Origin of the sequence: Streptomyces smaragdinus (assembly GCF_009604385.1) — a bacterium.
GTDB lineage: Bacteria > Actinomycetota > Actinomycetes > Streptomycetales > Streptomycetaceae > Streptomyces > Streptomyces smaragdinus.
In genome coordinates, this window is sequence record NZ_WEGJ01000021.1 from 96,358 (window position 1) to 119,800 (window position 23,443).

The following is a 23,443-nucleotide window of genomic DNA, read 5'->3' on the forward strand; positions in this document are numbered from 1 at the left end:
CTCACAAACACCTCGTACCCTGTTCCCAGTCATGGCACAGCACAGGAGGCGCGTTGGACCACTCGATGCGGGTCCCCTCCGACATGTTCCGGTTCACCACCGGGGAGCTCGCGCCGCTCTACAGCGCCATCCTGCACGCCTTCGGTGAGGCGAACGAGCGGCTGGAGACCGCGCTCTCCCTCGACGAGGTACGCGAGCGGCTGCGCGGCGTGGGCTGGTTCGACGCGCTCACCGACGAGGACCTCGTGGCCGCCCTGACGAAGCTGCGCGAGTGGAGGCTGCTGGACGCCGTCCAGAACCACGCCGGTAATTACCGCACCGCCGAGGAGTACGAGCGGCGGAATCTCCAGTACTCGCTGACCCGACATGGCGAGGCCGCCTTCGCCGGAGTGCAGCACGCGCTCGCCTTCCTGTCCTCCTCCGGCGCGCTGCAGACGGCCGTACTCGACGCGATCGCCGATCGGCTGAGTGCCCTCGCCGTGCTGCTCGCCGACCCCGCCTCAGCCGACCGAAAGGTGTTCAGCACCCTGCAGGAGCTCGAGACCCATCTGGACGCGCTGCGCTCGGGCACCAAGCAGTTCAACAGCGAGCTGCAGCGCCTGCTGCACGCCGACGGTGCCGACCTCGCCGTCTTCCACGAGGTGAAGGCGGCCACGGTGGCGTACCTCCAGGAGTTCCTCAGCCACCTCGACCAGCGCGCCCACGCCATCGCGACCGCGGTGGCCCGCGTCGAGGAGCTCGGCGTGGACACGCTGCACGAACGGGCGCTGGCCGGCGCCGAGCTGCCCCCGCTGGCGGGCGGCGACCCCGCGCCCGCCTGGCTGGCGGTGCGGCGGGCCCGCTGGGACGGTCTGCGTGCCTGGTTCCTGCCGTCGGACGGTGCGCCGCCCAGGGTGGAGCAGCTGCACGACGTGGCGCGGCGGGCGATCGTCACGCTGCTGCAGGTCCTGGACCGCATCACGCAGACCCGGCGGCGGGCGTCCAGTGCCGCGGAGGACTTCCGCGAGCTGGCGCGGTGGTTCGCGCTGGCCCCGGGCGACGAGGACCTGCACCGGCTGTGGTCCACGGCGTTCGGGCTCTCGCCGGCCCGCCACGCCCATCTCGTGCACGGCGATCCCGAGACCGTTCCCGGAGGCAGCAGCTGGGGTGACGCCCCGCCGGTGGAGGTGTCGGCCCTGCTGCGTACCGGTGGCCGTACCGAGCGCTACGCGCGCACCGGACGGGTCCGTGATGTGGCGGCCGTGCGGTCGGCCCGGGCCGGGCGGGCGCAGGCGGAGCGGGCGGAGCTGGAGGCGGCCTGGGACCTGTTGTGCACCGCCGCTCCGGTACGGCTGTCCCAGTTCGGCGCCCTGGACGACCGGGTCTTCGAACGGCTGCTGGACCTGCTGGGCCGCGCGCTCGCCGCCGGCCCCGACGCCGTGGGCGTGCGGCGGGCCGCGACCGGTGACGGGCTGGTGGAGGTCGTGCTGGCACCCCCGCGGGGTCCCGGACAGGCTGTTCTGACCACGCCCCGGGGGCGTCTCACCGCACCGGACTATGTCGTGGAGATCCATCCGGCGGGCGCGGCCGTATGAGCAGCCTCGCCAACCAGCTGGCCGTCGCCGAACGCGACGAGGTCACCCGCGGCATCCGCCTCCTGCTGGCCCGGCCGCTGCTCACCGAGCAGGACGACCCGGCCGCCTTCGATCTGGTACGCCGCCGCCGCGAGCCCCTCACGCGGTGGTTCGACTACACCGTGGGCTGGCCGCTGGTGGTCGAGGCCCGGCAGGGGTACGCGCGTCTGTCGAAGGTCCGCTCGTACGGTACGGGCGCGGCGGGCCCCCGCCCGGCGCGGCGGCGGCGGTCCGGGCGGGCGCCGCTGGACCGGCGCCGTTACGTGCTGCTCTGCGTGGCCTGCGCCGAGCTGCTCTCGGTGCCGGTAACGACGGTGGGGCTGCTGGCCGACCGGGTGGTGCGGGCCATGTCCGCCGACGAGGCGCTCGACGGGTTCGACACCGCGCAGCGTTCGGAGCGGATGGCCTTCGTCGACGTACTCCGGCTGCTGGAGTCGTACGGGGCGCTCACCGTGCTCGACGGCGCGACCGAGTCGTACGGGGAGTCGGCGGACGCCAAGGTGCTCTACCGCGTCCAGCCGGGAGTGCTGATGCGGCTGCTCGCGGCGCCGGGGAGCCCGTCCCGTATCGCGGGCGGCGAGCAGCGCTTCGACGAGCTGCTGGCCGCGCTCGCCCAGGAGCGGCGGTACGGCGGCGACGGCGACACGTCCGCGGCGCAGCGCACCCTGTGGCTGCGGCATACGGTGCTGCGGCGACTCTTCGACGATCCGGTCGTCCATCGCGACGAGCTCAGCACCGACCAGCTCGCCTACCTCACCTCGCTGACCGGGCGCCAGGTGCTGCGGCGGGCGGCCGAGCAGGCAGGCTTCGTACTGGAGGAACGGGCGGAGGGGTGGCTCCTCGCCGATCCCGACGCCCTGGCGACGGACGAGAAGTTCCCCGACGACGCCTCGAACGACAAGGTGGCCGCGCTGCTCCTGCTCGACACCGTCGCGGCCGCTCCCCAGGGCTGCGCACCGGCGCGGCTGGCCCGGGAGGCGGAGGCGATCCTCGACCGCTTCCCCGGGTGGGGGAAGGCGTACCGCTCCGAGGACGGAGCCACGCGGCTGGCGGAGGACGCCGTACGGGTGCTGGCCAGGTTCGGGCTCGTGCGCCACGCGGACGGACTGGTCGTCGCCCGTCCCGCCGCGGCCCGTTACCGCCTGCGCGGCATCGAATCCCACAGCGACAGAAAGAACGCCCCGTGATGACACCGGTCCCCCCACCACGCGACCCGTATACGGAGCGCTGGCGGCCCGAGCGGGCCGGGGTGCTCAACGTATGGCGTTACTACGACGAGGTGTTCGGCTTCCACCGCGGCCGGCTGCTGCTGCGCGGGCCCAACGGCAGCGGCAAGTCCAAGGCCCTGGAGGTGTTGCTGCCGTTCCTCTTCGACGCGAGCCTGAAGCCCGGCCGCCTGTCCACCTTCGGCGGCAACGAGCGCACCATGCACTGGAACCTGATGGGCGAAGGCGCCACCGGCGTCACCCGCGTCGGCTACGTCTGGCTGGAGTTCTCCCGGCTGACGGCGGACGGCACCGAGTGGTTCACCCTGGGCGCGCGGCTGCAGGCGACATCCCGTACGACGTCGGTGGGTGCCGTCTTCTTCACCGTCCGCGCCCGGATCGGCCGGGACGAGGGGCCGGCGCTGGTGAACGAGGCCGGGCAGCCGCTCACCGTCGCCGCGCTGAAGGAGGCCGTCGCCGGACGGGGCGAGGTGTACGACTCCGCCTCCGACTACCGGGCCGTGGTGCGTCAGACGCTCTTCCCCGGGCTGTCGGAGCAGCGGTACGACGCGCTGATCACGGCCCTGCTGCAGTTGCGCACCCCCAAGCTGTCGGAGCGGCTCGACCCGTCGCTGCTGTCCACGCTGCTGTCGAAGGCCCTGCCACCGCTGGACCGCGACGAGGTCTCCGAACTGGCCGACGGTTTCGAGCGGCTGGACCGCCAGCGCGTCGAACTGTCCCGGATGGACGAGCGTGCCGAGGCGGCCGACCGGCTCGCCGCGCGGCAGCGCTCGTACGCCCGGCGTGTCCTGCGGGCCCGGGCCGCCGGGCTGATCTCCGCCACCACCGAGATGGACAACCTCACCCGGGTGGCCCGCGAGACCGAGGAGGCGCACGAACGGGCCCTGGCCGACCGGACGACCGCCCAGCGGGAGCTGGCCGCCGACGAGGAGTTGCAGGAGGAGCTGGGCCGCCGGATCGACGTGCTGACCGGCTCCCCGGAGTACCGGCAGGGCACGGAGCTGGACCGGCTGCGCGAGCGCGCCGCCCGGGCCCGGGAGGCGGCCGACCGGCTGCACGGCGACTGGGAGACGGCACAGGCCGACGCCGAGGAGGCGGAGCACCGGGCCGGGCAGGCGCGACTGGAGGCCGAGGCGCAGGCGGGTCGCGCCCGGGAGGCCGAGGAGGAGGCCGGGCAGGCGGCCCGGGCCGCGGGTCTCGGCACCGTGGCGGCCGAGGCGGCGGCGGTGCTGGCCGAGGGCGCGCAGGAGCGGGCCCGGCAGCTTCTCGACGGGGCGGTACGTGCCCGGCTCGACCAGATCGCCGGTGTACGGGCCGCCGCGGCCGGCCACCGGCAGGCGGTGAACGCCCGGGAGACCGCCGAGCAGGCCCGTGACCAGGCCCGGTCCGCGCTCGGTGCCGCGACGGCCCGGCAAGAAGAGGAGGCCGTCCGGTACCGCGAGGCGGTGGGGGCCAGGGCCGGGCTGCTGCGGGACTGGGCTCGGAGCTGTGCGGAACTGCGGTTCGCCGACGCCGACATCGAGGAGCTGGCCGATTTCGCCGACCAGGAGGCCGAGGTCCTCGCGCTGATCGGCCGGGCGGCGCACGCCACGGAGCGGGAGCTCACCGCCGCCGAGACCACGGTCCGCCGGCACCTGGAAGACCTGCACCGCGAACGAACCGAGGCCGCCGCGGAGGCCGAACGGCTGCGCCTCGACCGCGATCTGCCGCCGCAACCGCCCCGGACCCGCAGCGGTGACCGCACCGGCCGGCCCGGCGCACCCCTGTGGAAGCTGATCGCCTTCCACGACGCCGTGCCCGCCGGGGAACAGGCGGCCGTCGAAGCGGCCCTGGAGGCCTCCGGCCTGCTCGACGCCTGGCTGAGCCCGGACGGTACCCTCGCCGCCGCCGGACACGACACGTTCGCCGCCCCCGACTGGGCGCCCGCCCCCGCGGCCGGGCGCGGTCTGGCCGCGGTGCTGCGGCCCGAGGCGGACGCCGCCGTCCCCGGCGAGCGCGTCGAGCGGCTGCTGGCGTCCATCGCGTACGGCCCCACCCTGCCGGCCGGCCCGGCTGCCGTCGGCGCCGACGGCAGCTGGCGGCTCGCCGCCGCCACCGGCACCTGGAGCAAGCCGGAGTCCGCCCACATCGGCGCGGCGGCCCGGGAACGCGCCCGGCACCGGAGGATCGCCGAACTCGGCGCGCGCATCGAGGAGCTGGACGTGTCGATCGGCGCCTGCGACAGCGAACTCGCGCTGCTCGACGGCCGCCGCCGCACCCTGGACCTGGAGCGGCGCGGCTGCCCGCCGTACGCCCCGGTGGCCACCGCCCAGCGGACACTGGACCGGGCGGAGGCCGAGGCCGCCGCCCGGGCGGACACCCATCGGGTCGCGGCCGCCCTCCTCACCGAACGCGAGCAGGACGTCGCCGTGGCGCTGCGGGATCTGCACGCCGTCGCGGCCGAACACCAGCTCCCCGCCGACGACGAGGCCCTGGGCCGGCTCGCCGGACGGTGCGAGTCGCTGCGAGAGGCCGCCGGCCGGTGGCTGCTCGCCGCGGTGCAGTCGGCGGCGCTGCTGCGCGCGGCCGACGCGGCGGATGAGCAGGCGGCCCGGGCCGGGCGCAGCGCCGCAGACCACGAGGCCAAGGCGCGGACGGCCGGGCGGGAGGCCGCCGCCCTCGCCGCCGCCGTCCAGGAGGCGGAACGCACCGTCGGCGCCCCGTACCAGGAGCTGCTCGCCCGGATCGGTGAGCTGCGTACCCAGGTCGGCGTCGCCCGGAAGGCAGCGGAGCAGCACAACATCAGCCTGCGCGAGCTGGCCGCCCGTATCGGGCAGTTGGGCGAGCGGCGCACCACGGCGTCGGGGCAGCGGGACGACGCCGTGGCCCACCGGGACGAGGCAGCCGGGCGGCTGCGTGCCTGTATGGCGGCGGGCTTCGCCGAGGACGCCTCGGCGGCGGAGCTGCGGCTGCCGGCGGACGCGCGGGTCACCGCCACACTGGAGGCGGCTCGTACGATCGCGGCCCGCTGGCCCTCCGTACCGCATGAGGCGAAGAACATCGCCGAAGCCCTGGAGCGGTTGGCGGAGACGCGTTACGCGACCGCCCAGACGCTGCAGGAGCGGGCGGACATCCACCTCGAGGCGGAGGATGACCTGCATGTGCTGTCCGCCTCCATCGACGGGGCGCGACTGGGGGCGGCCGGGCTGCTGACAGCGCTACGGGAGGAACGCGACCGTGCGCAGGACGACATCACGACCCGCGAGCGCGGCCTCTTCGACCGCATTCTCACCGGCGACACCCGGCGGCATCTGGCCTCGCGTATCCGGCAGGCGAACGCGCTGGTGGACGCCATGAACTCCCGCCTGGAGCGGGTCCGTACCGCGTCGAAGGTCGCCGTCCAGCTGCTGTGGCAGGTCGACCCCGAGCTGCCGCCGGGCACCCGGGCGGCCCGCGACCTGCTGCTCAAGGATCCAGTACGGCTGACCGACGCGGACCAGGAGGCGCTGCACCAGTTCTTCCGTGAGCGGATCGAGGAGGCCCGGGCCGATCAGCGGGCCGTCAGCTGGGAGGAGCAGCTGGCGCAGGTGCTGGACTACACCGCGTGGCACCGCTTCACCGTCCGGCTCGACCGGGCCAACGGTCAGGGCTGGCAGTTGCTGACGAAGAAACTGCACGGTGCCCTGTCGGGCGGCGAGAAGGCCATCGCGCTGCATCTGCCGCTGTTCGCGGCGGTCGCGGCGCACTACCACTCGGTGCCGGACGCGCCCCGACTGATCCTGCTGGACGAGGTGTTCGTCGGCGTCGACGCGGCCAACCGCGGACAGGTCTTCGCGCTGTTGTCCTCACTCGACCTGGACCTGCTGCTGACCTCGGATCACGAGTGGTGCACCTATCGCGAACTCGACGGTATCGCGGTGCATCAGTTGCTGGTGGACGACCTCGATGACGCGGTGACCACGGCGCGGTTCGTATGGAACGGGTCCGGGTTGCTGTCCGCCGAGGGGGCGCCGCTCCCACCCGACGACACCCGGACACCGGCACCCGGCGGGACGTGGTGACCGTGGAGGATGCCCCGAACCGGGCGGTCCGGCACATACTCGATCGGCCCGAACTCGCCCCGTTGTGGCAGGCGGTGCATCAGCGGCTGTCCTCCGGCCACCCCGTCCAGCGGGTTTCACTCGGTCCGCTGGACCCGGCGGCCCGGGAGGCCCTGGCCGACCTGATGGGCCTGGACCGGCTGCCCCCGGCTCGTACGACGGTGACCATGGCCCGTCTGGACTCGGCGCTGCTGGAGAGCGTCGGCACCGACGCCCGGGCGGTCGCCGAGACGATCCTCGGGCCGACCGGGGACCGGGCGGCGCGGCGGCGCTCCGGCGTGGCCGAGCGGGATGCCCTGTGGCACTGGCTGGAGAGTCACCCCGTCGTCGCGGGCCGGCCCTCCCTCGCCGCGTGGTCCGCGCAGATACGCAGGTCGGGCCTGGTCCATGGGTCGACGACCGCCACCCGCCGGCTGCTTGAGGCCGCACTGACCGTCCTCGAGGCTCTGCCCGCCCAGGGCGAGCCGTTGCCGGTGTTCGCCGCCGCACTGCTCGGCGACTCACATGCCCTGGACGACGGCACCCGCCTGGCCGGCCTGGTACTGCGCGCCCTCACGGCGCTGCACGACACCGGTCCGGCCCCCTCGGACGGGAAGGACCTCCAGGCCACGGCAGCCGGGCGCCGCACGCTGTGGGGTCTGGCGGGCATCGCGGACGACGCCCTGTCCAGTACGGTGCTCACCGCGGGCCTGCGCCCCTCGGGCACCAGCCCCGTGGCCCGCGCCCTGAGGGTGTGCACCGACGCCGGCCACGCCATGCACCTGACGCTGGCCCAGCTCCGGGACACCAGCACCCTGCTGTTGCCCATGGCCGACGTGCACATCACGGAGAACCCGAGCATCGTCGCACTCGCCCTGCGCCGCTTCGGCGCCGGCTGCCCACCGCTGGTGTGCACCTCGGGCTGGCCGGGCAGCGCCGCCCTGCTCCTGCTGCGCCACCTGTCCGCGACGCGGGCGCGCCTGCACTACCACGGCGACTTCGACGGTGAGGGCTTGCGCATCGCCACACACGTCATGAAGGTCACAGGTGCCCAGCCGTGGCACATGTCGTGCGCCGACTATCAGGCAGCGCTCGCCGACAACGCGAGCGGCCCGCCGGCGGGACGTGTCACCGCGGCGCCCTGGGACGGGGATCTCGCGGCGGCGCTGGTCGCGCGGGGCACCGCGGTGCTGGAGGAGCAGATGGCCGGGGTGCTGATGGATGATCTGGCGGGGTACGCCGGCGGCTGAAATCGGATGGCCTGCGGGCGTCGCCAGAGCCGTCCCGCGTCCGTCCAGCACCTTGGCCGGCAGATCGAGTCGGTTCGCCGTGCCGAAGTTGCACAGGACGGCGTTGTCCGGGAAGAGCCAGGCATCGGCGGGCATTGGCCGGTTCGACAGGAACCCGTGACGTGCGGGCGTCCGTCCGCCGGAAGTGGCATTCCTCGATCCGTCCGCTCAGGACGTGGCAGAGCTCGGTGGTGAATCCGCGCAGGCGATTACGCGAGCTCTGCCCGTGCCGCGCCGATCTCTCTCTGGCATCGGGAAGTTGACGGCGAAGACGTTCGCACGAACCTCGGAGTAGTCCGTCTGTCTGCCCGGCGCAGGACCCGCTTCCGTCAGCAACTCCTGGGCGTCGCCGGCCAGGATGTGCCCGAGTTCGTGAACGAGGGTGAACCGCTGGCACGTCCAGGTGTCGGTCGTCGCGAGGAAGACGAGCCGGAAGCCGTCCGCCTGCCAGGCCGGTCCGCACGGGGGACGGGAAGCACAGGGAGTTCCCGCGAACGGCCGATCAGCCCCAACACTTCGTACGCGGTGAGGAACCAGCGCGTCACCGCCTCGAACTACCCGGAGGCCAAAGAGACCTCAGTGCCCCAAGTCGTGATCCCCCGCCTCCACCAGCCCGCTCTCGTACGCGAAGATCACGACCTGGATCCGGTCCCGCAGCCCCAGCTTCGTGAGGATGCTCGACACATGCGACTTCACCGTCGCCGCCCCGATCACCAGGCTCTCCGCGATCTCCGCATTGCTCGCCCCCCGCGCCACCGCCGTCATGATCTCCCGCTCCCGCCCCGTCAGCCGGTCCAGCCGCGACGCGACCGCCGCGTTCGGCGGGCGGCGCTCGGCGAAGCGGTCGATGAAGCGGCGTGTGATCGACGGGGCGAGGAGTGTGCCGCCCTCCGCCACCGTGCGGACCGCCGTCGCGAGTTGTTCGGGTGGGATGTCCTTCAGGACGAAGGCGCTGGCGCCCGAGCGTAGGGCCTTGTACACGTACTCGTCCGGGTCGAACGTCGTCAGGATCAGCACCCGGGGGTTCCAGTCGGACTCCGTCAGGATGCGGGACGTCGCCTCCAGGCCGTCCAGCTCCGGCATGCGGATGTCCATGAGGATCACGTCCGGGCGGTGCAGGCGTGTCGCCTCGATCGCCTCGAGGCCCGTGCCCGCCTCCGCGACGACCTCGATGTCCGGGTTGATCCGGAGGATCATGACGAACCCCCGGCGGACCAGCGCCTGGTCGTCGGCCACGACGACGCGGATCGTCACGCGGGCTCCCCCTTGACCGGGAGGCGGGCCGTGAGGCGGAAGCCGCCGGTGGGGCGGGGGGCGGCGTCGAGGTGGCCGCCGAGGAGGTGGGCGCGTTCGCGCATGCCGACTATGCCGTGGCCCGGTGGGCCCTTGGGGGGCTGGGCGGTGCCCGTGCCGTCGTCGGTCACCTCGATCGTGATGCCGTCCGTCGAGTCGCGCAGGTGTACCTCGGTGCGGGTGCGGGGTCCGCTGTGCTTGAGCACGTTGGTCAGGGCCTCCTGGACGATGCGGTACGCCGACAGGTCGACGCGGGCCGGCAGCGGGGCACGTATGCCGTTGGTGAGCGTGACGTCCAGGCCCGCCTCCCGTACCGAGGCGACGAGCCGGGGCAGGTCGGCCAGGCCCGCGCGGGGGCCGAGGTCCTCGCGGCCGGGGTCCGGACGCAACACTCCCAGCAGATGGCGCAGTTCGTCCAGGGCCTGGCGGCCCGCCTCCTCCACCGCCGCCATCGCCTCCAGCGCGCCCGGCAGGTCCTCGGCGGCGACCATGCGGGCGGCGCCGGCCTGGACGGTCATCATGCTGACCCGGTGGGCGACGACGTCGTGCAGCTCGCGGGCGATGTGGGTGCGTTCCTCGGTGACGATCCGGCGGGCTTCGGCGGCCTGTTCGGTACGGAGCTGGGCGGCGCGTTCCGCCCGTAGCCGCAGCCGGCGGCCGAGGTACCAGGCGCCGGCGAAGACGGCGGCGCCGAAGCCGAGGTCGCCCCAGGGGGAGGTGAGGAGGAGGCCGTCGATCAGGAGCGCGGTGACGGCCACCGCGACGGCGAGCGGGCCCCGGCGGGCGTCGTCGCCGTAGCGTCCGACGCTGTACAGCGCGACGATCACCAGGGCGCCCAGCGTGGAGTATTCGCCGCCCAGCACCGGGGCCCAGGCGGCGAGCACCACGTACGCGACCTGGACCGGCCTGCTCCGGCGGAAGAAGAGCGCCACGCCCGCGACCGCGAACAGCAGCAGCGCGGGGTGGAGGATCTCGGCGGCCGAGCGGACGGCCGACTCGCCCTCCGGGGCGTCCTCGAAGAGCCCCGCCACCAGGGTCATCGCCGCCGCGAGGACGGCGTCCGCGGTCCTCGGCCAGCGGGTGAACGGGCCACTGAACCTGCTGCGCTCCATCGTCGCTCCCCCCATCACCCGGCGTCGGGGACGTCATCGTAAATCCGCCCCGAACACACCGTCACCCGCCGCCGGACGGATCCCCGCCTCCCCCGCCGGCGGGAGGCACCGCCCCCTCGCGAGGGAGCCCCGAACCAGTCCCGCGGCGGGAGACCGCGCCCGGTCCCGGCGGCCACGCTGGATCCGCTCCCGCGGAAGGCCGGAGCCCCCATCGACGTACAGGAGCCCCTGCCATGAACCGACTCACGCGCCGCATCGGCGACGCGAGCGCCCGCCGACCGTGGCTGACCGTCGCCGCCTGGCTGGCCGCGCTGGCCCTCGTACTGCCCCTGGCCGCGCTGGCCGGCGGACCGTTCGTCGACGATCTCGTCGCCCCCGGCAGTCAGAGCGAGCAGGCGATGGAGCTGCTCGAGGAGCGCTTCCCGGAGGCGTCGGGCGGCGGCGCGGTGGCCGTGTTCGCGGCGCCGGAAGGGGAGCGGATCGAGCCGCACCGGCGCGCGGTCGAGGCCGCGGTCGGCCGGATCGCCGGCACGGAGGACATCGCGGCGGTCGGTGAACCCTTCGCCGCCGGTACGGTCTCGGCCGACGGGCGGATCGCGTTCGTCGAGGTGACCTTCGACGTACCGACGATGGAGGTGACCCCGTCGCACATCGACGACCTCGAGAACGCGATCGAGCCGCTGCGTGAAGACGGTGTCACCGCGGAGCTCGGCGGCGACACCGTCTTCATCAACGCCGAGACGCCTTCGTCGGGCGCGGAGGCGGCGGGGCTGCTGGCCGCGCTGGTGATCCTGGTGATCGCGTTCGGTACGGTCGCCGCCGCCCTGGTCCCGGTCGTGCTCGCCCTGGTCGCCGTGGGCGCCGGGCTGGGTGGGGTCACGCTGCTGGCGCACGCGATGGAGGTGTCCTCCGCCGCGCCCACGATCGGGGCGATGATCGGTTTGGGTGTCGGCATCGACTACGCCCTGTTCATCGTCGCCCGTTACCGCGAGAACGTCGCCGCCGGGCAGGAGCGGTCCCTGGCGCTGTCGAACGCCATGGGGTCGTCGGGCGCGGCCGTCCTGTTCGCCGGCGGGACCGTCGTCGTGGCGATGAGCGCGCTGGCGGTGACCGGGCTGGGGTTCCTGACGTCGATCGGGCTGAGTACGTCGCTGGTGGTGCTGTTCGCCGTGGCGACCGCGCTGACGCTGCTGCCCGCGCTGCTGACGCTGATGGGCGGCCGTGTCCTGAAGGTGCGGCGCCGTACGAAGGGGCCCGAGGACACGGCGTGGTGGCGGTTCGCGCATCGCGTCTCCGGGCGGCCGTGGCCGTACCTGCTGGTGGCATGCGTGGCGCTGCTGACGCTGGCCGTGCCGACGCTCGACATGCGGACCGGCTTCCCCGACGCGGGTGACGACGCCACCACGACGACCCACCGCCGCGCCTACGACCTGCTGTCGGAGGGCTTCGGCCCCGGCTTCAACGCCCCGCTGCTGATCGTCGCCGACCTGCGCGGCCCCGGTGTGGACGCCGGGGGTATACCCGAGCTGTCGCGGCGCCTGGCCGACGACCCCGGCATCGGGTCGGTCGGCGAGCCCCGCTTCTCCGCGGCGCGGGACACGGCCGTCCTGCCCGCCGTCCCGACCACCGCCCCCGCGGACCCCGCGACCGCCCGTACCCTCGAACGCGTCCGGGACACCGTGCCCGGCAACGTCGCCGTGGCGGGGGTGACGGCGATGACCGACGACCTCACCCGGCAGCTCTCCGACACCCTGCCGGTGTTCGTGGCCGCGATCGCCCTGGTGTCGGTGCTGCTGCTGATGCTGGTGTTCCGGTCCGTCGTGCTGCCCCTCAAGGCCGCCGTGCTGAACCTGCTGTCCATCGCCGGCGCGTACGGGGTCGTGGTGGCCGTCTTCCAGTGGGGCTGGCTGGGCGGGCTGTTCAACCTCGAGGAGACGATGCCGATCGCGTCCCCGCTGCCGACGATCTTCTTCGCGGTCCTCTTCGGCCTGTCGATGGACTACGAGGTGTTCCTGCTCTCCCGCGTCCGCGAGGAGTACGGGGCGACGGGCGACGCCAGGGAGGCGGTGGCCCGCGGGATGGCGGTCACGGGCCGGGTGATCACCTCGGCGGCGCTGATCATGACGGTGGTCTTCCTCAGCTTCGTCACCAACCCGTCGCCGCTGGTGAAGATGATGGGCCTGGGCCTGGCGTCGGCCATCGTGCTGGACGCCACGATCGTACGGCTGGTCCTCGTACCGGCGTCGATGGCCCTGCTGGGCCGCGCGGCGTGGTGGTTCCCCGGTGCCCTCGGCCGCCGGCTGCCCCGGATCGGCACTGACCACATGGGCGATGCGACAACGCGGGCCGCGGCTCCGTCCTCGCACATATACGCGGGTGACACGAGCCACTGAAGGCACCGCCCTCTGTCACAAAACCCACCACCCCCAGGTCAAAGCTCCGGCGGGACGGCACCGGTCGTCCCACGATCCGGAGGCTCCATATGAAGGTCGCGGTCATCGGCGGTACCGGACTCATCGGCTCGCAGGTCGTCACGCTGCTCAACGCGGAGGGGCATCAGGCCGTCCCGCACTCGCCGGCCACCGGTGTGGACCTGCTCACCGGTGACGGGCTCGCGGGGGCGCTCGACGGGGCGGACGTGGTCGTCAATCTGAGCAACTCACCCGTCTTTGACGAGACTGCCGTCCCCTTCTTCCGGACGAGCATGGACAACCTTCTCGCCGCTGCCGCGAGCGCCGGCGTCGGGCACGCGGTGATCCTCTCGATCGTCGGGGTGGACCGGGTGCCCGGTTACGCGTACTACCGGGCCAAGGTGCTTCAGGAGGATCTGCTGAAGGCCGGGCCCGTGCCGTACTCGATCGTCCGGTCCACGCAGTTCGACGAGTTCCTGAACCGGCAGATCAGCGACGCCGCGAAGGACGCCGACCCGGTGCGGCTGCCGGCCACGAAGGTGCAGCCGGTCGCCTCGGCCGACATCGCGCGGGCCGTCGCCGACGTGGTGGTGGGCGCCCCGCTGAACGCGACGCGGAACGTCGCCGGGCCCGAGGTGTTCTCGATCGCGGAGCTGGGCCGGATCACCCTCGCGGAGTGGGGCGACCCGCGGCGGGTCGTGGAGGACGCGCCGGAGGCCGACGACGAGGCCCGCATCCTGCAGCCGGGGGACGAGGCGTCGATCTCGAAGACCCCGTACCGGGAGTGGCTCGCCGGGCGGTAGCCGGGCCGGGGTGTGTACCCGCTTACGGGCACACACCCCGTCAGTCGCCCGCCCCCGGAGGCGAGGTCAGCGCGCTGTGGGCGGCGATCGCCCGCCGGACCTCGTCCGGGTCGCCGTCCGCGATCGCCTCCACCAGCGCGCGGTGGATGCGGGCGCCCCGGATGACGTCGACGGCCGCCTGTTCCGTCGCCACCCGCTGGACGCGGCTGCCGACGTACTCCAGGACCGACTGATACGTGTGCCGCAGCACCTGGTTGGGCGTCGCGTCGGCCATCTTGAGGTGCAGCTCCCAGTTCAGCCGCATGTACTCCTCGGCCTCCACCCCCGGCCGCTCCATCCGCCAGACGATCTCGCGCAGCTCCGCCAGACCGTCCGCCGTCACATGCCTGGCGGTCTCCTCCATGACGAGGGGTTCGAGCGCGTTGCGCATCATCAGGCAGTCCGCGACGGACACCGAATCGCCGCTGAGCTCCAGCATCTTGCGCCCCAGCCGCACCAGCACCGGCCGGGAGGCGACGAAGAGGCCGCCCTTGACGCCGGGGCGGACGTAGATGACGCTGCGATCGCTGAGCAGGCGTACCGCCTCGTTCATCGTGGCGACCGCGACCCCGTACTCCTCGCGCATCTTCGCCTTCGTGCCGATCAGGTCACCGGCGACCAGGCCCTGCTCGGCGATCCGCCGCTCGATCGCCCGCGCCACGGACTCCGCGCGCGATCCGGTGCGCAGTTCCCCCGCCAACTGCCTGGTCATCCATGGCCTCCCCCGAGTCGTGAACCAGGGACGAAACCTGGAACAGACGCTTCCACCAGCCGCCGCCTGGCGTTTCCGCCAAGTATGGCTTCCTCCGCCTCACTCGGCAGGCCCAAGGACCGGATCGTCTCCTGGGCCGCCACGTCGGCCAGGTCGAACGGGGCGTCCGTGCCGAGCAGTACGTTGTCGGCCGAAACCGCCTCGATCAGACGCCGCAGGGTGTCGGAGTCGAACACGGCGGTGTCGTACAGGAAGCGCCGCAGATAGCTGCTCGGCGGATTGAGGACCGTACGCGCCTCGCGCTTGCGCTCCCAGCCGAGGTCCAGCCGGGGCGTCACCCCGGCCAGACAGCCGCCCCCGTGGGCGAGGCAGAGCACCGGGTCGTACCGGTCGAGGACGCCGCCGAAGATCAGCCGGGAGGCCGCGAGCGCCGTCTCCGCCGGGTAGCCGAGGAGCTGGACCAGGTAGTAGTCGCTCATCCGGGACGGTGCGGAGGCCCGGCTCGGATGGACGAAGCAGAACGCGCGCCGCTCGCTGATCAGCTCCCAGACCGGCTCGTTCACCGGATCATCGAGCTCGCGGCCCATCCCGAAGGTGCCGACCGTGAGGCCGGCCATGCCCAGCTCGTCCAGGCAGCGGGCGGCCTCCGCCGCGCCGCCGGACGTGCCGATCGGGATGGTGCCCAGGGCGACGAGCCGCCCGCCGGAGTCCGCGACGAAGTCACGCAGCGCGTCGTTCGACCGGCGGGTGACGTCGAGGACGAGGTCCTCGTCCTCGGCCAGGGAGGCGAAGACGAACGGTGGCGCCGAGACCGCCTGGAGATCCACCTGCACGGCGTCCATCGCGGCCAGCCGCTCGGCGGCCACGTACTGCTCGGTGGGCAGCGGGATCCGCGCCCCCTTCGCGGCACCCGAGATCATCGGGTGGATCACCACCACCCCGGCGTCGGCCTCGGACAGGTCGGCGTACCCCCGTGCCGCCAGGTACTCCAGCAGCGGCATCGGCAGGGCGTGGGCGTGGACGTCGATCGTCCGGGCGTGTCCGGCCATCGCAGCTCCCCGTCTCTCTCGGCTCAGTAGGTGGGCGCGACCGTGCCGCACTTGTCGCAGGTCCGGGCCTCTTCGTTGTCGAAGAAGGACTGGTAGGCACCTGCGACCGGGTCAGTGCGGTAGTCGGCTACATGGACGCTCTCCTCGTGCAGGAAGTTGTCGCACTCCATGCAGAACCACTGGAACCGGTCCTTCTCACCGGGGCGCCGCAGCCGCTCGGTGACGAGGACGTACGCGTCGGGCGCGAACCGTGGCGAGTGCGCGACCCCGGTGGGGGTGAAAATGCATTCGCCCTCGGGAATGACCGCGATCTTCTCCGTACCGTCGGTGTCCCGATAGTGGAGGTTCATGCTGCCGCGAATCATGTACATCACCTCGTCGCTGGGGTTGATGTGGAATTCGCTGCGGTATTCCCGGCCGCGTGCCACAAAGGCCAGCGACTCGGATTCCTGCCAGAGCACGTGGACCCGCTTGCCGCTCTCGCCCAGCTGCTGGGCGATGGCGTCGAGGTCGACGATGGGCATGGCGATCAGCGGCTTGGTCATGTCGGTCACCCTCATTCCGTCCCGGTCGCGGTCAGGCCTTGGCCGCGACGCAGTCGATCTCCACCTGAACCCGGTCGCGGTGCAGGACCGCGCCCACCGTCGTACGCGCCGGGAAGCCCTCGGCGTCGGCGAAGAACTCCCGGTACGCGGCGTTGAAGGCGCCAAAGTTGTGCACGTCGCCGAGGTAGACGTTGCACTTGACGACGGTGTTCTTGGTGCCGCCGGCCGCCTCGACGGTGCGCATCATGTTGGTGAGGGTCTGCTTGACCTGCTCGACGAAGTCGTCGGACACGACCGTACGGGTCTCCGGGTCGAGGGGACCCGTGCCCGAGCAGAAGATCAGGTCGCCGACGACGATCGCCTGGGACAGGGGGGCCGCCGTGCCCGAGGAGAATCCGACGACGGGTGCTCCGCTGGTGCTCACGCGTTCAATCATGTGCTGGCCTTTCTGTATTGCCTGGGAATCAGCTCGCTCGAGGGTCGAGCTAAGCCCTCATCATTTCGGACACGGTCTTGCGGAGGGTTTCGAAGGATCCCGGCTCGGAGAAGTCGTATTCGGCGGTGTCGTACGTCGCCATGACCTTCGCCGGCCGCCCCAGGACTATGACGCGGTCCGCGATCTCGAAAGCTTCCTCGATGCTGTGCGTGACGATCAGCGCGGTGAACTTCTCCGTCTGGGCGAGCCGGACGAAATCCCCCCGCAGCTGGACCGACGTGGCCTCGTCGAGGGCGCTGAACGCCTCGTCGAGCAGGACGACGCCGGGGTCCACGGACAGTGCGCGGGCCAGCGACACACGCTGGCGCATACCGCCGGACAGCTGGTGCGGGTAGCGCGTGAGCGCGTGTCCGAGGCCGACGCGCTCGAGCCATTCGGCCGCGATGTCGCGCCGCTTCCTGCGGTCGACGCCGAGGAACTGCAGGCCCATCTCGACGTTCGCGTGTGCCGTACGCCAGGGCAGGAGCCGGGCGTCCTGGAAGGCCACCGCGATCTTGCCGCGCAGGGCGTGCCAGTCCGCGACGGGGTCGAGGCCGACCACACGGACCGTGCCCGACGTGGCGGCCAGCGCGCCGACCAGCATGTTCATGATGGTCGACTTGCCGGCGCCGGTCTGGCCCAGGATCGCCACCCGCTCACCGGGGTTGACCTGGAAGCTGAGCTTGTCCACCGCGACGACGTCGCCGAAGGACACGTGCGCGTCCTTCAGTTCGATGACGCAGTCACCCGATGCGTTCGAGTTCTTGGTAATCATGACGCCACCGCATTCTCCGGACGCCAGCGGAGCAGTCGCCGCTCCAGCAGGTCCAGGCCGGCCATCAGCAGGAAGTTGACCACGATCAGGACGACCGTCCACCCGAAGATGAGGTCGACCTTGAACGCGCTCTGCGCCTTCAGCATGGAGCTGCCGATTCCGCTGGTGGCGACCAGCACCTCCGAGAAGACCACGATCCGCAGGGAGAACGAGGCGACGGACTTCGTCGTCATGATCACCGTGGCGGTCGTGTGCGGGAAGAGGACGTGGGCGAACAGCTGCCGGCGGGTCGGCCGGAACTGGCGCATGGCCTCGACGAGATCGCGGTCGATCGTCTTCACGCTCTCGTAGACCGCCACGATGTAGAACGGCAGAGCCATGAAGCAGACGACGACAAAGACCCGGGTCTCGATGCTCTCGAACCACAGGACGGCGAAGAGGATCACCGACAGCGAGGGCGTCGCGAGCAGAATGCGCGTGACCGCCTCACCGAATTCGCCGACGACCTTCTGCGACGCCATGGCCAGACCGAGGATCCAGCCGAGGACGATGGACGCGAGAATCGCCAGGGCGAACCGGCCGAGGGTGACCAGCAGGTCGCTGCCCTGCTCGGTCAGCACCTCCCAGGTCGCCTTCAGCACCGTCGGTACGTCCGGGACGATGTAGTCCGGGGTCTGCATGCTCGCGATCTGCAGCAGCAGGAGGAAGAGGGCGCTCGCCGCGGTGAGCAGCAGGGTCTTCCTGACCCGCTTCCGCCCGGCACCCGATGCCGTCTTGCCCTTGCCGGTCACGGCGGGCATGTCCACACTTGCCTGTGTCATGTCGGCGCGCCTCACTCCGCCTTGAGGTAATCGGCCGGGAGGTCGAACTTCTCCATCGTCCCGGTCTTCGTCATCAGACCGACGACGTCCGTGATCGACTTCGCCACACCGGCGTCGACCGGACGGATGTTGAACGCCAGCCGGCCGCTCTTGAAGGCCTCGCCGTACGCGTTCGGCTCGGCGTCGAACGACGACACCGCCAGCGCGTCGGTCGCCTTCGGGTCCTTGTTCAGCTGCTCGCCGGCGTCCTTGAGCATCGCCGTGAACTGGCCGACGGTCTTGGTCTCGAGGTTGTGGTCCTTGCGGCACAGCAGGACGGTCTGCCAGAGCTCGTCGACGCCGAGGTTCTTCTGGTAGTCGGGGCCCATGTCGTACGCGACGTGGAAGTTCTTCGCCTTGTTGAACAGGGCGCTGGCCGACGTCTCGTAGGTGAGCGTGGCGTCGAGCTTGCCCGCGGCGAGCTGCGCGATCGCCGGCGCGGACTCCGACTGGATGACGTTCACGTCGTCCTCGAACGAGGTGCCGTACCAGTTCTGCGCGGCCGTGTCCATGAGGAGGTGAAGGCTGCCGCCCACCGCGGACGCCAGACGCTTGCCCTTCAGGTCGGCCGGGGTCTTGATGCCCGACTTCTCGTCGGCGAGGACATAGCCGCCCGTGCTCGCGATCGTGGCCGCCACGTGGATCGGCAGTCCGTCGGACGCCTTCAGACCGAAGGAGTAGGGGTCGCCGACGATGCAGTCGGAACGTCCGGTGATGAACTCCTGGAACGACGCGTTGAGGCTGCCGGCCGCCTTGACCTCGACATTGACGTGGTATTTCTTCTCCAGGCCCGCCGCGTCGATCTGGGCGGCGAGGAGCGCCGAGGTGGAGGCGGGGATCGTCTGGAACACGACGGTCGGGTCGCCGTTCGCGGCGGTCTTCTCTTCATCCGATCCGCAGGCCGTGGCGGCGGCCAGGACGAGGGATATGGAGAACACAGAGGCGCCGAGCTTTGCACTTCGTCGGAAAGTCATTGTTCCTCCTCGAAATTCACAGAATTCTGTAGGTGCTCGATGCCCCTACTCGGATAGCTCGTTCCGGATGTGCTTGATCGCGGGGTGCACGCGAATCGGGTGCAGCCAGTCGGCGTAGGGCGATGCGGCGACCAGGCCGTCCCATTCCGCCTCGGGCCTGCTCGCGAGTTCCTCCAGGAACCGGAGGCAGTCGATCATCGTCCGGACGACCTCGACGCCCCCGATGGGCCCGTGTCCGGGGACGACGGTCCGCACACCGCTGTCCGCGAGCTCGGTGAGGACGGCCAGCCAGCCCTGGTAGTCGGCGTGCGGGAACGCCGGCCAGTGGCCGTTGACGACGAGGTCTCCGGCGAACGCGACCCGGTCGTCGTCGGACCAGACGATCACGTCACCGGGGCTGTGGGCGTGGCGTACGCACTGCACCCGCACGCTGGTGCCGCCGAGGTCGAGGATCGCGTCCTGCTCGATCCCGATGTTGGGCAGCACCGGGGTCACGCTGCGGAAGTCCTCGGTCTGGTGCGGCCGGAGCTCGCAGAACCGCTCGACCTGGATCTCCCAGTCCTGCCGCAGCTTCTCCTGCGTCCAGCGGCTGGCGATGATCGTGTCGCCCTTGAACCCCGGGTTGCCGAACCAGTGGTCGCCGTGGAAGTGCGAGTTGATCAGAATCGGACGCTTCTCGCCCAGCACGTTGTCCGCGAGCCAGCCCCGCAGCTCGTGGCCGAGAGCGGGGGTCAGCCTGCTGTCCACCACGACGACGGCTTCCTCCCCGACGACGATGCCGAAATTGGAGGCGGCCTCCGGCAGACTCTCCACGCCGTACGTGTGGGGGGCGAGTTTCTCGGGCGCCTTGGCCTGCGAGAGGTCCGAGTTGGATTCGATTGCCACGTCACTCATTCCTTCGGCATACGTTTCGGTCACGACCGGCGAAAGGGCTTGGTCAGCGCACGCGTGACGTCCTCGACGGTCCCGGAGGCCAGCTTGGACAGCGATTTGTCGACCGGATTCGGGTTCCTGCCCGCCAGATACGCGTTCTCGGTCCGCGCGAGCGACTTCCGTACGACCCGGGCGCCCAGATAGCGAATCGGCTCCGGCGGATAGTGACCGGCCTGCATGACCTCGAGCGCGTCGCCGACGTCCGTCCACTGGTCGCGCCGGCCCAGCACCGAGGAGGCGAGAATCCGCCCGCCCAGGACACTGGCGCCGACGCCGTGCCCGGAATAGCCGATCGCGTAATGGATGCGGTCGTCGGAGGACAGCTTGCCGAACTTCGGGAAGCCGCTCGGCGTACGGTCGACCGGGCCCGCCCAGCGGTGGCTGAAGCTCACGTCCGCCAGCGCCGGCAGATGGAACCGGAAGTCCTTCTCGACCTCCCGGATCTGCGGCTCCGAGTACTCGAACGCGCCGCTCACCCGGTTCGAGTAGGAGACGGTCCCGCCGCCGCGGCCGAACACGATGCGGCCGTCGGGCGTGAACTTGTAGTAGTTGACCATCATCCGGGAGTCGATGCAGCCGGGCCGGTCGGTCATGCCCAGCTGCGCGAGCCGCTCCGGGATGGGGGCGGTGGCGATGACGTCGCTGGACAGGACCATGGTGTCGCGGCGGAACTCGTCCAGGTGCGCCATCCACGCGTTCGCGCCGAGCACCACGTGCTGGGCGACGACCTCACCCCCGGCCGTCCGCACGCTGACCCCGGCGGCGCCGGAGGTGATCCGGGTGACCGGCGACTTCTCGTACACGCTCGCACCGCGCTCGATCGCCACCCGCCGCAGGCCCCGCGCCAGCTTGGCCGGCTGGATGTGGTGCGCGTCGAGCTGCATCAGAGCGGCCTTGTACGGCTCGCCGCCGACCTGCTCCGTGAGCTCGGCGGACGACAGCTCGCGGTAGGGCGGGGTCACGCCCAGCTTCTCCGCCACGGCGAACATCGGGTTCCAGGCGCCCACCTGCTGCGGCGTGGTGGCACTCCACAGCGAGGGGATCTGCCGGTACCCGCAGTCGATGCCATTCTCCTCGACGAAGACGCCCATGTCGGCGACCGCGTCCGCACCGGCCCGGACGATCTTCAGGGCGTTCTCCCGCCCCGCCGCCGCGTACAGCGACGGCAGCCGCCCCCACCAGTGACTGACCGCTCCGCTGTTACGCCCGCTCGCACCCGACCCGCACAGGGACGCCTCGAGCACCGCGATACGCAGCGTCGGCTCCTGCTCCAGCAGCCGGTTCGCCGTCCAGAGCCCGGTGAAGCCGCCGCCGACGATGCAGACGTCGACCTCGTGCCGGCCCGCCAGCCGCGGCGGGTCGAAGTCCTCGCCGCTCAGGGCCTCGTCCAGCCACAGCGGACGGGGCTTCCCGCGCTCCTCGCCGCCGTGGCTCTGCCACTCGCGGAACGTCAGGTCGGCATTCCTGCGCAGGGATGTCATCGGGCGCCCTCACAGGTGCCCGTCGCCCGCGCCCGGGAAAGTCCTGGAGCAGCCGTCATTCGTTCTCTCCGTCCATAGATGTCGGACTCCCTCGCACCTGATCCGTGACCTGCGGCACCGACAATCACCGTCTCCGCCGGTCGGGAGGGCAGCCCGTATCTCCGCCGCGCGCGGCCGGGCGCTGCCGTATCTGCGGACCGCTGTCAGCCGCTGATCGGGCGGTGATCTGGGTCACGCGAAAGGACACAACCATAGTGATTGATTCGCGTCAAGAGTCGTCCACGGCAGGCGTCCTCAATCGTGACCGAACCTGTTCTACGCAGGTCAGCGCCATCAGCCGGGGCCGGAACACAAGGGTCACAACCCCTTGACGACTCTCGGTTCTATTGATTACAACCATTGTGGTCGAGGGCGGCGTTGATAAGACCCCGCAGCCGATCCCGTAGGGGTTTCCTCGCGTACGACCGACGTCCTCGGCCCGCGGGCCGAGACCCTCTTCTGTTGGGAGCTCACCGATGACGGCACCCTCTTCGCCGGCCGCCGACACTCCGGACGCGGCCGTCCTCGACGCCGTGGCCACCGAGCTGCTGGACCGGGAGGCCGGGCGCCGTGACGGCGGAAAGCTGACCGAGCGGTTCCCCGGCCTGGACCTCGACCTCGGCTACCGGGCGCAGGACGTGCTGGTCGAGCGCAAGCTCGCCGCCGGCGAGCGGCTGGTCGGCGCGAAGCTGGGGCTCACCTCGGAGGCGAAGCAGCGCCGGATGGGGATCGACGCGCCGCTGACGGCGTGGCTGACGGACACGATGGTGCTCGAGCCGGGAGCCCCGGCCGTACTGGGCGAGCTGATCCACCCGCGGGTGGAGCCGGAGATCGTCTTCGTCATGGGCGAGGACCTCGCCGGTCCGGGGGTCACCCCGGAGCGGGCCCTCGCGGCGGTGGAGAAGGTGGCCGCGGGGTACGAGGTGATCGACTCGCGCTACACCGACTTCAAGTTCACGCTGCCGGATGTGGTCGCGGACAACGCCTCGGCGGCACGCTTCGGCGTCAGCTCCCGGCTCTTCGACCCCGCCGACCTGGACCTGATCGCCGAGGAGGCGGTGCTGCGGGTCGACGGCAGGGAGGTCGACCGGGCCACCGGCGCCGCCGTGCAGGGCAACCCCGCAGCGGCTCTCGCCCTCGCGGCGAACGATCTCGGGCGGCGGGGGAAGAAGCTCGAGGCCGGGTGGATCGTGCTGACCGGCGGGATGACGGACGCGGTGTTCCTGCACCCCGGCCAGACCGTCAGCGTCGACTTCGCGACCCTCGGGTCCATCGCCGTCACGGGGGCCTGACATGCCGCTGGTGGAGGTGACCCTGGCCGCCGGCCGGGACGCGGCGACGATCCGGACACTGATCGACCGCGTCCACCACGCGGTCGTGGACGCGGTGGGAGCGCCGCCGGCAAACATACGGGTGATCGTCCGCGAGGTGCCGCCGGAGCACTGGGCCGCGGGCAACGAGACGCTCGCGGAGCGGTACGCGGCGCGGGATCGGACGGGAAGCGGCGATGAGTGAGTTCTTCGGTCATGTGATCGACGGCGAGGAGGTGCCGTCGGTCGACGGTGCGACCTTCGACGTGTGGAATCCGTGGGAGCAGGAGGTCTGGGCCACGGCCGCGGCGGGGTCCGTGGAGGATGCGTCGCGGGCGGTGGCGAGTTCGCGGCGGGCGTTCGACGAGGGGCCGTGGCCGCGGATGAAGCGGGCCGAGCGGGCCGCGGCGATTCACCGGCTGGCGGATGTGATGGAGGCGCACGCG

21 protein-coding genes are annotated in these 23,443 nt (G+C 71.8%); 9 read left to right on the top strand and 12 right to left on the bottom strand.

The genetic code is table 11. The annotated features are described in order from the left end of the window. Window positions 1-53: 53 nt before the first annotated feature. From SRB5_RS23375 to SRB5_RS23390, 4 genes are read left to right on the top strand one after another with little or no spacing between them, the layout of a single operon-like run. Window positions 54-1,574 (top strand): TIGR02677 family protein, encoded by a 1,521-nt coding sequence (locus SRB5_RS23375; RefSeq protein WP_456114912.1) that lies wholly within the window; start codon window positions 54-56, stop codon window positions 1,572-1,574. Continuing rightward, window positions 1,571-2,800: a TIGR02678 family protein gene (locus tag SRB5_RS23380; RefSeq protein ID WP_153455220.1), complete on the top strand. Its 1,230-nt coding sequence runs from the start codon at window positions 1,571-1,573 to the stop codon at window positions 2,798-2,800. Before SRB5_RS23375 ends, SRB5_RS23380 begins: the two co-directional genes overlap by 4 nt. Continuing rightward, window positions 2,800-6,879, top strand: a complete 4,080-nt coding sequence (locus tag SRB5_RS23385) for a TIGR02680 family protein (protein ID WP_153455281.1) — start codon at window positions 2,800-2,802, stop codon at window positions 6,877-6,879. Before SRB5_RS23380 ends, SRB5_RS23385 begins: the two co-directional genes overlap by 1 nt. A 2-nt stretch (window positions 6,880-6,881) precedes the next feature. Then, window positions 6,882-8,147, top strand: coding sequence for a TIGR02679 family protein (locus SRB5_RS23390; protein ID WP_323378339.1), 1,266 nt, complete (start codon window positions 6,882-6,884; stop codon window positions 8,145-8,147). Between the two features lie 207 nt (window positions 8,148-8,354). Here SRB5_RS23390 and SRB5_RS37765 read toward each other — a convergent pair whose 3' ends face one another. Genes SRB5_RS37765 through SRB5_RS23405 form a run of 3 tightly spaced genes read right to left on the bottom strand, consistent with a single transcriptional unit; the run spans window position 8,355 to window position 10,591 of the window. Continuing rightward, window positions 8,355-8,723 carry an ImmA/IrrE family metallo-endopeptidase gene (locus tag SRB5_RS37765; RefSeq protein WP_153455283.1) on the bottom strand — a complete coding sequence of 123 codons (369 nt, stop codon included), beginning with the start codon at window positions 8,721-8,723 and terminating at the stop codon, window positions 8,355-8,357. Window positions 8,724-8,762: 39 nt separating this feature from the next. Next, window positions 8,763-9,440: a response regulator transcription factor gene (locus SRB5_RS23400; protein ID WP_323378340.1), complete on the bottom strand. Its 678-nt coding sequence runs from the start codon at window positions 9,438-9,440 to the stop codon at window positions 8,763-8,765. Beyond that, the gene (locus SRB5_RS23405) at window positions 9,437-10,591 is read right to left on the bottom strand and encodes a sensor histidine kinase (RefSeq protein WP_153455225.1); all 1,155 of its coding nucleotides are present in this window, start codon (window positions 10,589-10,591) and stop codon (window positions 9,437-9,439) included. Before SRB5_RS23405 ends, SRB5_RS23400 begins: the two co-directional genes overlap by 4 nt. Window positions 10,592-10,824: 233 nt before the next feature. Between SRB5_RS23405 and SRB5_RS23410 the strand changes: the two genes are divergently transcribed. Beyond that, window positions 10,825-12,984 (top strand): MMPL family transporter, encoded by a 2,160-nt coding sequence (locus SRB5_RS23410; RefSeq protein ID WP_153455227.1) that lies wholly within the window; start codon window positions 10,825-10,827, stop codon window positions 12,982-12,984. 89 nt (window positions 12,985-13,073) lie between these two features. Next, a complete protein-coding gene (locus SRB5_RS23415; RefSeq protein WP_153455229.1) occupies window positions 13,074-13,805 on the top strand; it encodes an SDR family oxidoreductase in 732 nt (243 codons plus the stop codon). A gap of 40 nt (window positions 13,806-13,845) precedes the next feature. Here SRB5_RS23415 and SRB5_RS23420 read toward each other — a convergent pair whose 3' ends face one another. The 9 genes from SRB5_RS23420 to SRB5_RS23460 all read right to left on the bottom strand — a co-directional run bounded on the left by SRB5_RS23420 (window position 13,846) and on the right by SRB5_RS23460 (window position 21,648). After that, window positions 13,846-14,556: a FadR/GntR family transcriptional regulator gene (locus tag SRB5_RS23420; RefSeq protein ID WP_153455231.1), complete on the bottom strand. Its 711-nt coding sequence runs from the start codon at window positions 14,554-14,556 to the stop codon at window positions 13,846-13,848. Beyond that, entirely contained in the window at window positions 14,553-15,605 is a 1,053-nt protein-coding gene (locus tag SRB5_RS23425; protein ID WP_153455233.1) for an amidohydrolase family protein, read from the bottom strand. Before SRB5_RS23425 ends, SRB5_RS23420 begins: the two co-directional genes overlap by 4 nt. A gap of 23 nt (window positions 15,606-15,628) precedes the next feature. Then, on the bottom strand, window positions 15,629-16,150 hold the full coding sequence (locus SRB5_RS23430) for a 3-hydroxyanthranilate 3,4-dioxygenase (protein ID WP_153455235.1): 522 nt from the start codon (window positions 16,148-16,150) through the stop codon (window positions 15,629-15,631). Between the two features lie 31 nt (window positions 16,151-16,181). Then, window positions 16,182-16,574 (bottom strand): RidA family protein, encoded by a 393-nt coding sequence (locus tag SRB5_RS23435; RefSeq protein ID WP_323378342.1) that lies wholly within the window; start codon window positions 16,572-16,574, stop codon window positions 16,182-16,184. A 61-nt stretch (window positions 16,575-16,635) separates the two neighbouring features. After that, window positions 16,636-17,400: an ABC transporter ATP-binding protein gene (locus SRB5_RS23440; protein ID WP_153455239.1), complete on the bottom strand. Its 765-nt coding sequence runs from the start codon at window positions 17,398-17,400 to the stop codon at window positions 16,636-16,638. Further along, the gene (locus tag SRB5_RS23445; protein ID WP_153455241.1) at window positions 17,397-18,221 is read right to left on the bottom strand and encodes an ABC transporter permease; all 825 of its coding nucleotides are present in this window, start codon (window positions 18,219-18,221) and stop codon (window positions 17,397-17,399) included. Before SRB5_RS23445 ends, SRB5_RS23440 begins: the two co-directional genes overlap by 4 nt. A gap of 11 nt (window positions 18,222-18,232) precedes the next feature. Next, the gene (locus SRB5_RS23450) at window positions 18,233-19,234 is read right to left on the bottom strand and encodes an ABC transporter substrate-binding protein (protein ID WP_153455243.1); all 1,002 of its coding nucleotides are present in this window, start codon (window positions 19,232-19,234) and stop codon (window positions 18,233-18,235) included. Window positions 19,235-19,279: 45 nt separating this feature from the next. Beyond that, entirely contained in the window at window positions 19,280-20,119 is an 840-nt protein-coding gene (locus SRB5_RS23455) for an MBL fold metallo-hydrolase (RefSeq protein ID WP_194293013.1), read from the bottom strand. 29 nt (window positions 20,120-20,148) lie between these two features. Beyond that, window positions 20,149-21,648, bottom strand: a complete 1,500-nt coding sequence (locus SRB5_RS23460) for an NAD(P)/FAD-dependent oxidoreductase (RefSeq protein ID WP_153455248.1) — start codon at window positions 21,646-21,648, stop codon at window positions 20,149-20,151. Between the two features lie 515 nt (window positions 21,649-22,163). Between SRB5_RS23460 and SRB5_RS23465 the strand changes: the two genes are divergently transcribed. The 3 genes from SRB5_RS23465 to SRB5_RS23475 all read left to right on the top strand — a co-directional run. After that, a complete protein-coding gene (locus tag SRB5_RS23465) occupies window positions 22,164-22,979 on the top strand; it encodes a 2-keto-4-pentenoate hydratase (protein ID WP_153455251.1) in 816 nt (271 codons plus the stop codon). Between the two features lies 1 nt (window position 22,980). After that, window positions 22,981-23,202: a tautomerase family protein gene (locus SRB5_RS23470; protein ID WP_153455253.1), complete on the top strand. Its 222-nt coding sequence runs from the start codon at window positions 22,981-22,983 to the stop codon at window positions 23,200-23,202. Further along, a partial coding sequence (locus tag SRB5_RS23475; protein WP_153455255.1) for an aldehyde dehydrogenase family protein occupies window positions 23,195-23,443 on the top strand: 249 nt, incomplete at its 3' end. The genes SRB5_RS23470 and SRB5_RS23475, both read left to right, overlap by 8 nt.

Bases quoted from the DNA above. Each gene is read 5' to 3' on its own strand.
- SRB5_RS23460 (WP_153455248.1), bottom strand. From the start codon at position 21,648: ATGACATCCCTGCGCAGGAATGCCGACCTGACGTTCCGCGAGTGGCAG.
- SRB5_RS23425 (WP_153455233.1), bottom strand. From the start codon at position 15,605: ATGGCCGGACACGCCCGGACGATCGACGTCCACGCCCACGCCCTGCCG.
- SRB5_RS23440 (WP_153455239.1), bottom strand. From the start codon at position 17,400: ATGATTACCAAGAACTCGAACGCATCGGGTGACTGCGTCATCGAACTG.
- SRB5_RS23385 (WP_153455281.1), top strand. From the start codon at position 2,800: ATGACACCGGTCCCCCCACCACGCGACCCGTATACGGAGCGCTGGCGG.
- SRB5_RS23405 (WP_153455225.1), bottom strand. From the start codon at position 10,591: ATGGAGCGCAGCAGGTTCAGTGGCCCGTTCACCCGCTGGCCGAGGACC.
- SRB5_RS23380 (WP_153455220.1), top strand. From the start codon at position 1,571: ATGAGCAGCCTCGCCAACCAGCTGGCCGTCGCCGAACGCGACGAGGTC.
- SRB5_RS23415 (WP_153455229.1), top strand. From the start codon at position 13,074: ATGAAGGTCGCGGTCATCGGCGGTACCGGACTCATCGGCTCGCAGGTC.
- SRB5_RS23450 (WP_153455243.1), bottom strand. From the start codon at position 19,234: ATGACTTTCCGACGAAGTGCAAAGCTCGGCGCCTCTGTGTTCTCCATA.
- SRB5_RS23410 (WP_153455227.1), top strand. From the start codon at position 10,825: ATGAACCGACTCACGCGCCGCATCGGCGACGCGAGCGCCCGCCGACCG.
- SRB5_RS23470 (WP_153455253.1), top strand. From the start codon at position 22,981: ATGCCGCTGGTGGAGGTGACCCTGGCCGCCGGCCGGGACGCGGCGACG.
- SRB5_RS23420 (WP_153455231.1), bottom strand. From the start codon at position 14,556: ATGACCAGGCAGTTGGCGGGGGAACTGCGCACCGGATCGCGCGCGGAG.
- SRB5_RS23465 (WP_153455251.1), top strand. From the start codon at position 22,164: ATGACGGCACCCTCTTCGCCGGCCGCCGACACTCCGGACGCGGCCGTC.
- SRB5_RS23430 (WP_153455235.1), bottom strand. From the start codon at position 16,150: ATGACCAAGCCGCTGATCGCCATGCCCATCGTCGACCTCGACGCCATC.
- SRB5_RS23445 (WP_153455241.1), bottom strand. From the start codon at position 18,221: ATGACACAGGCAAGTGTGGACATGCCCGCCGTGACCGGCAAGGGCAAG.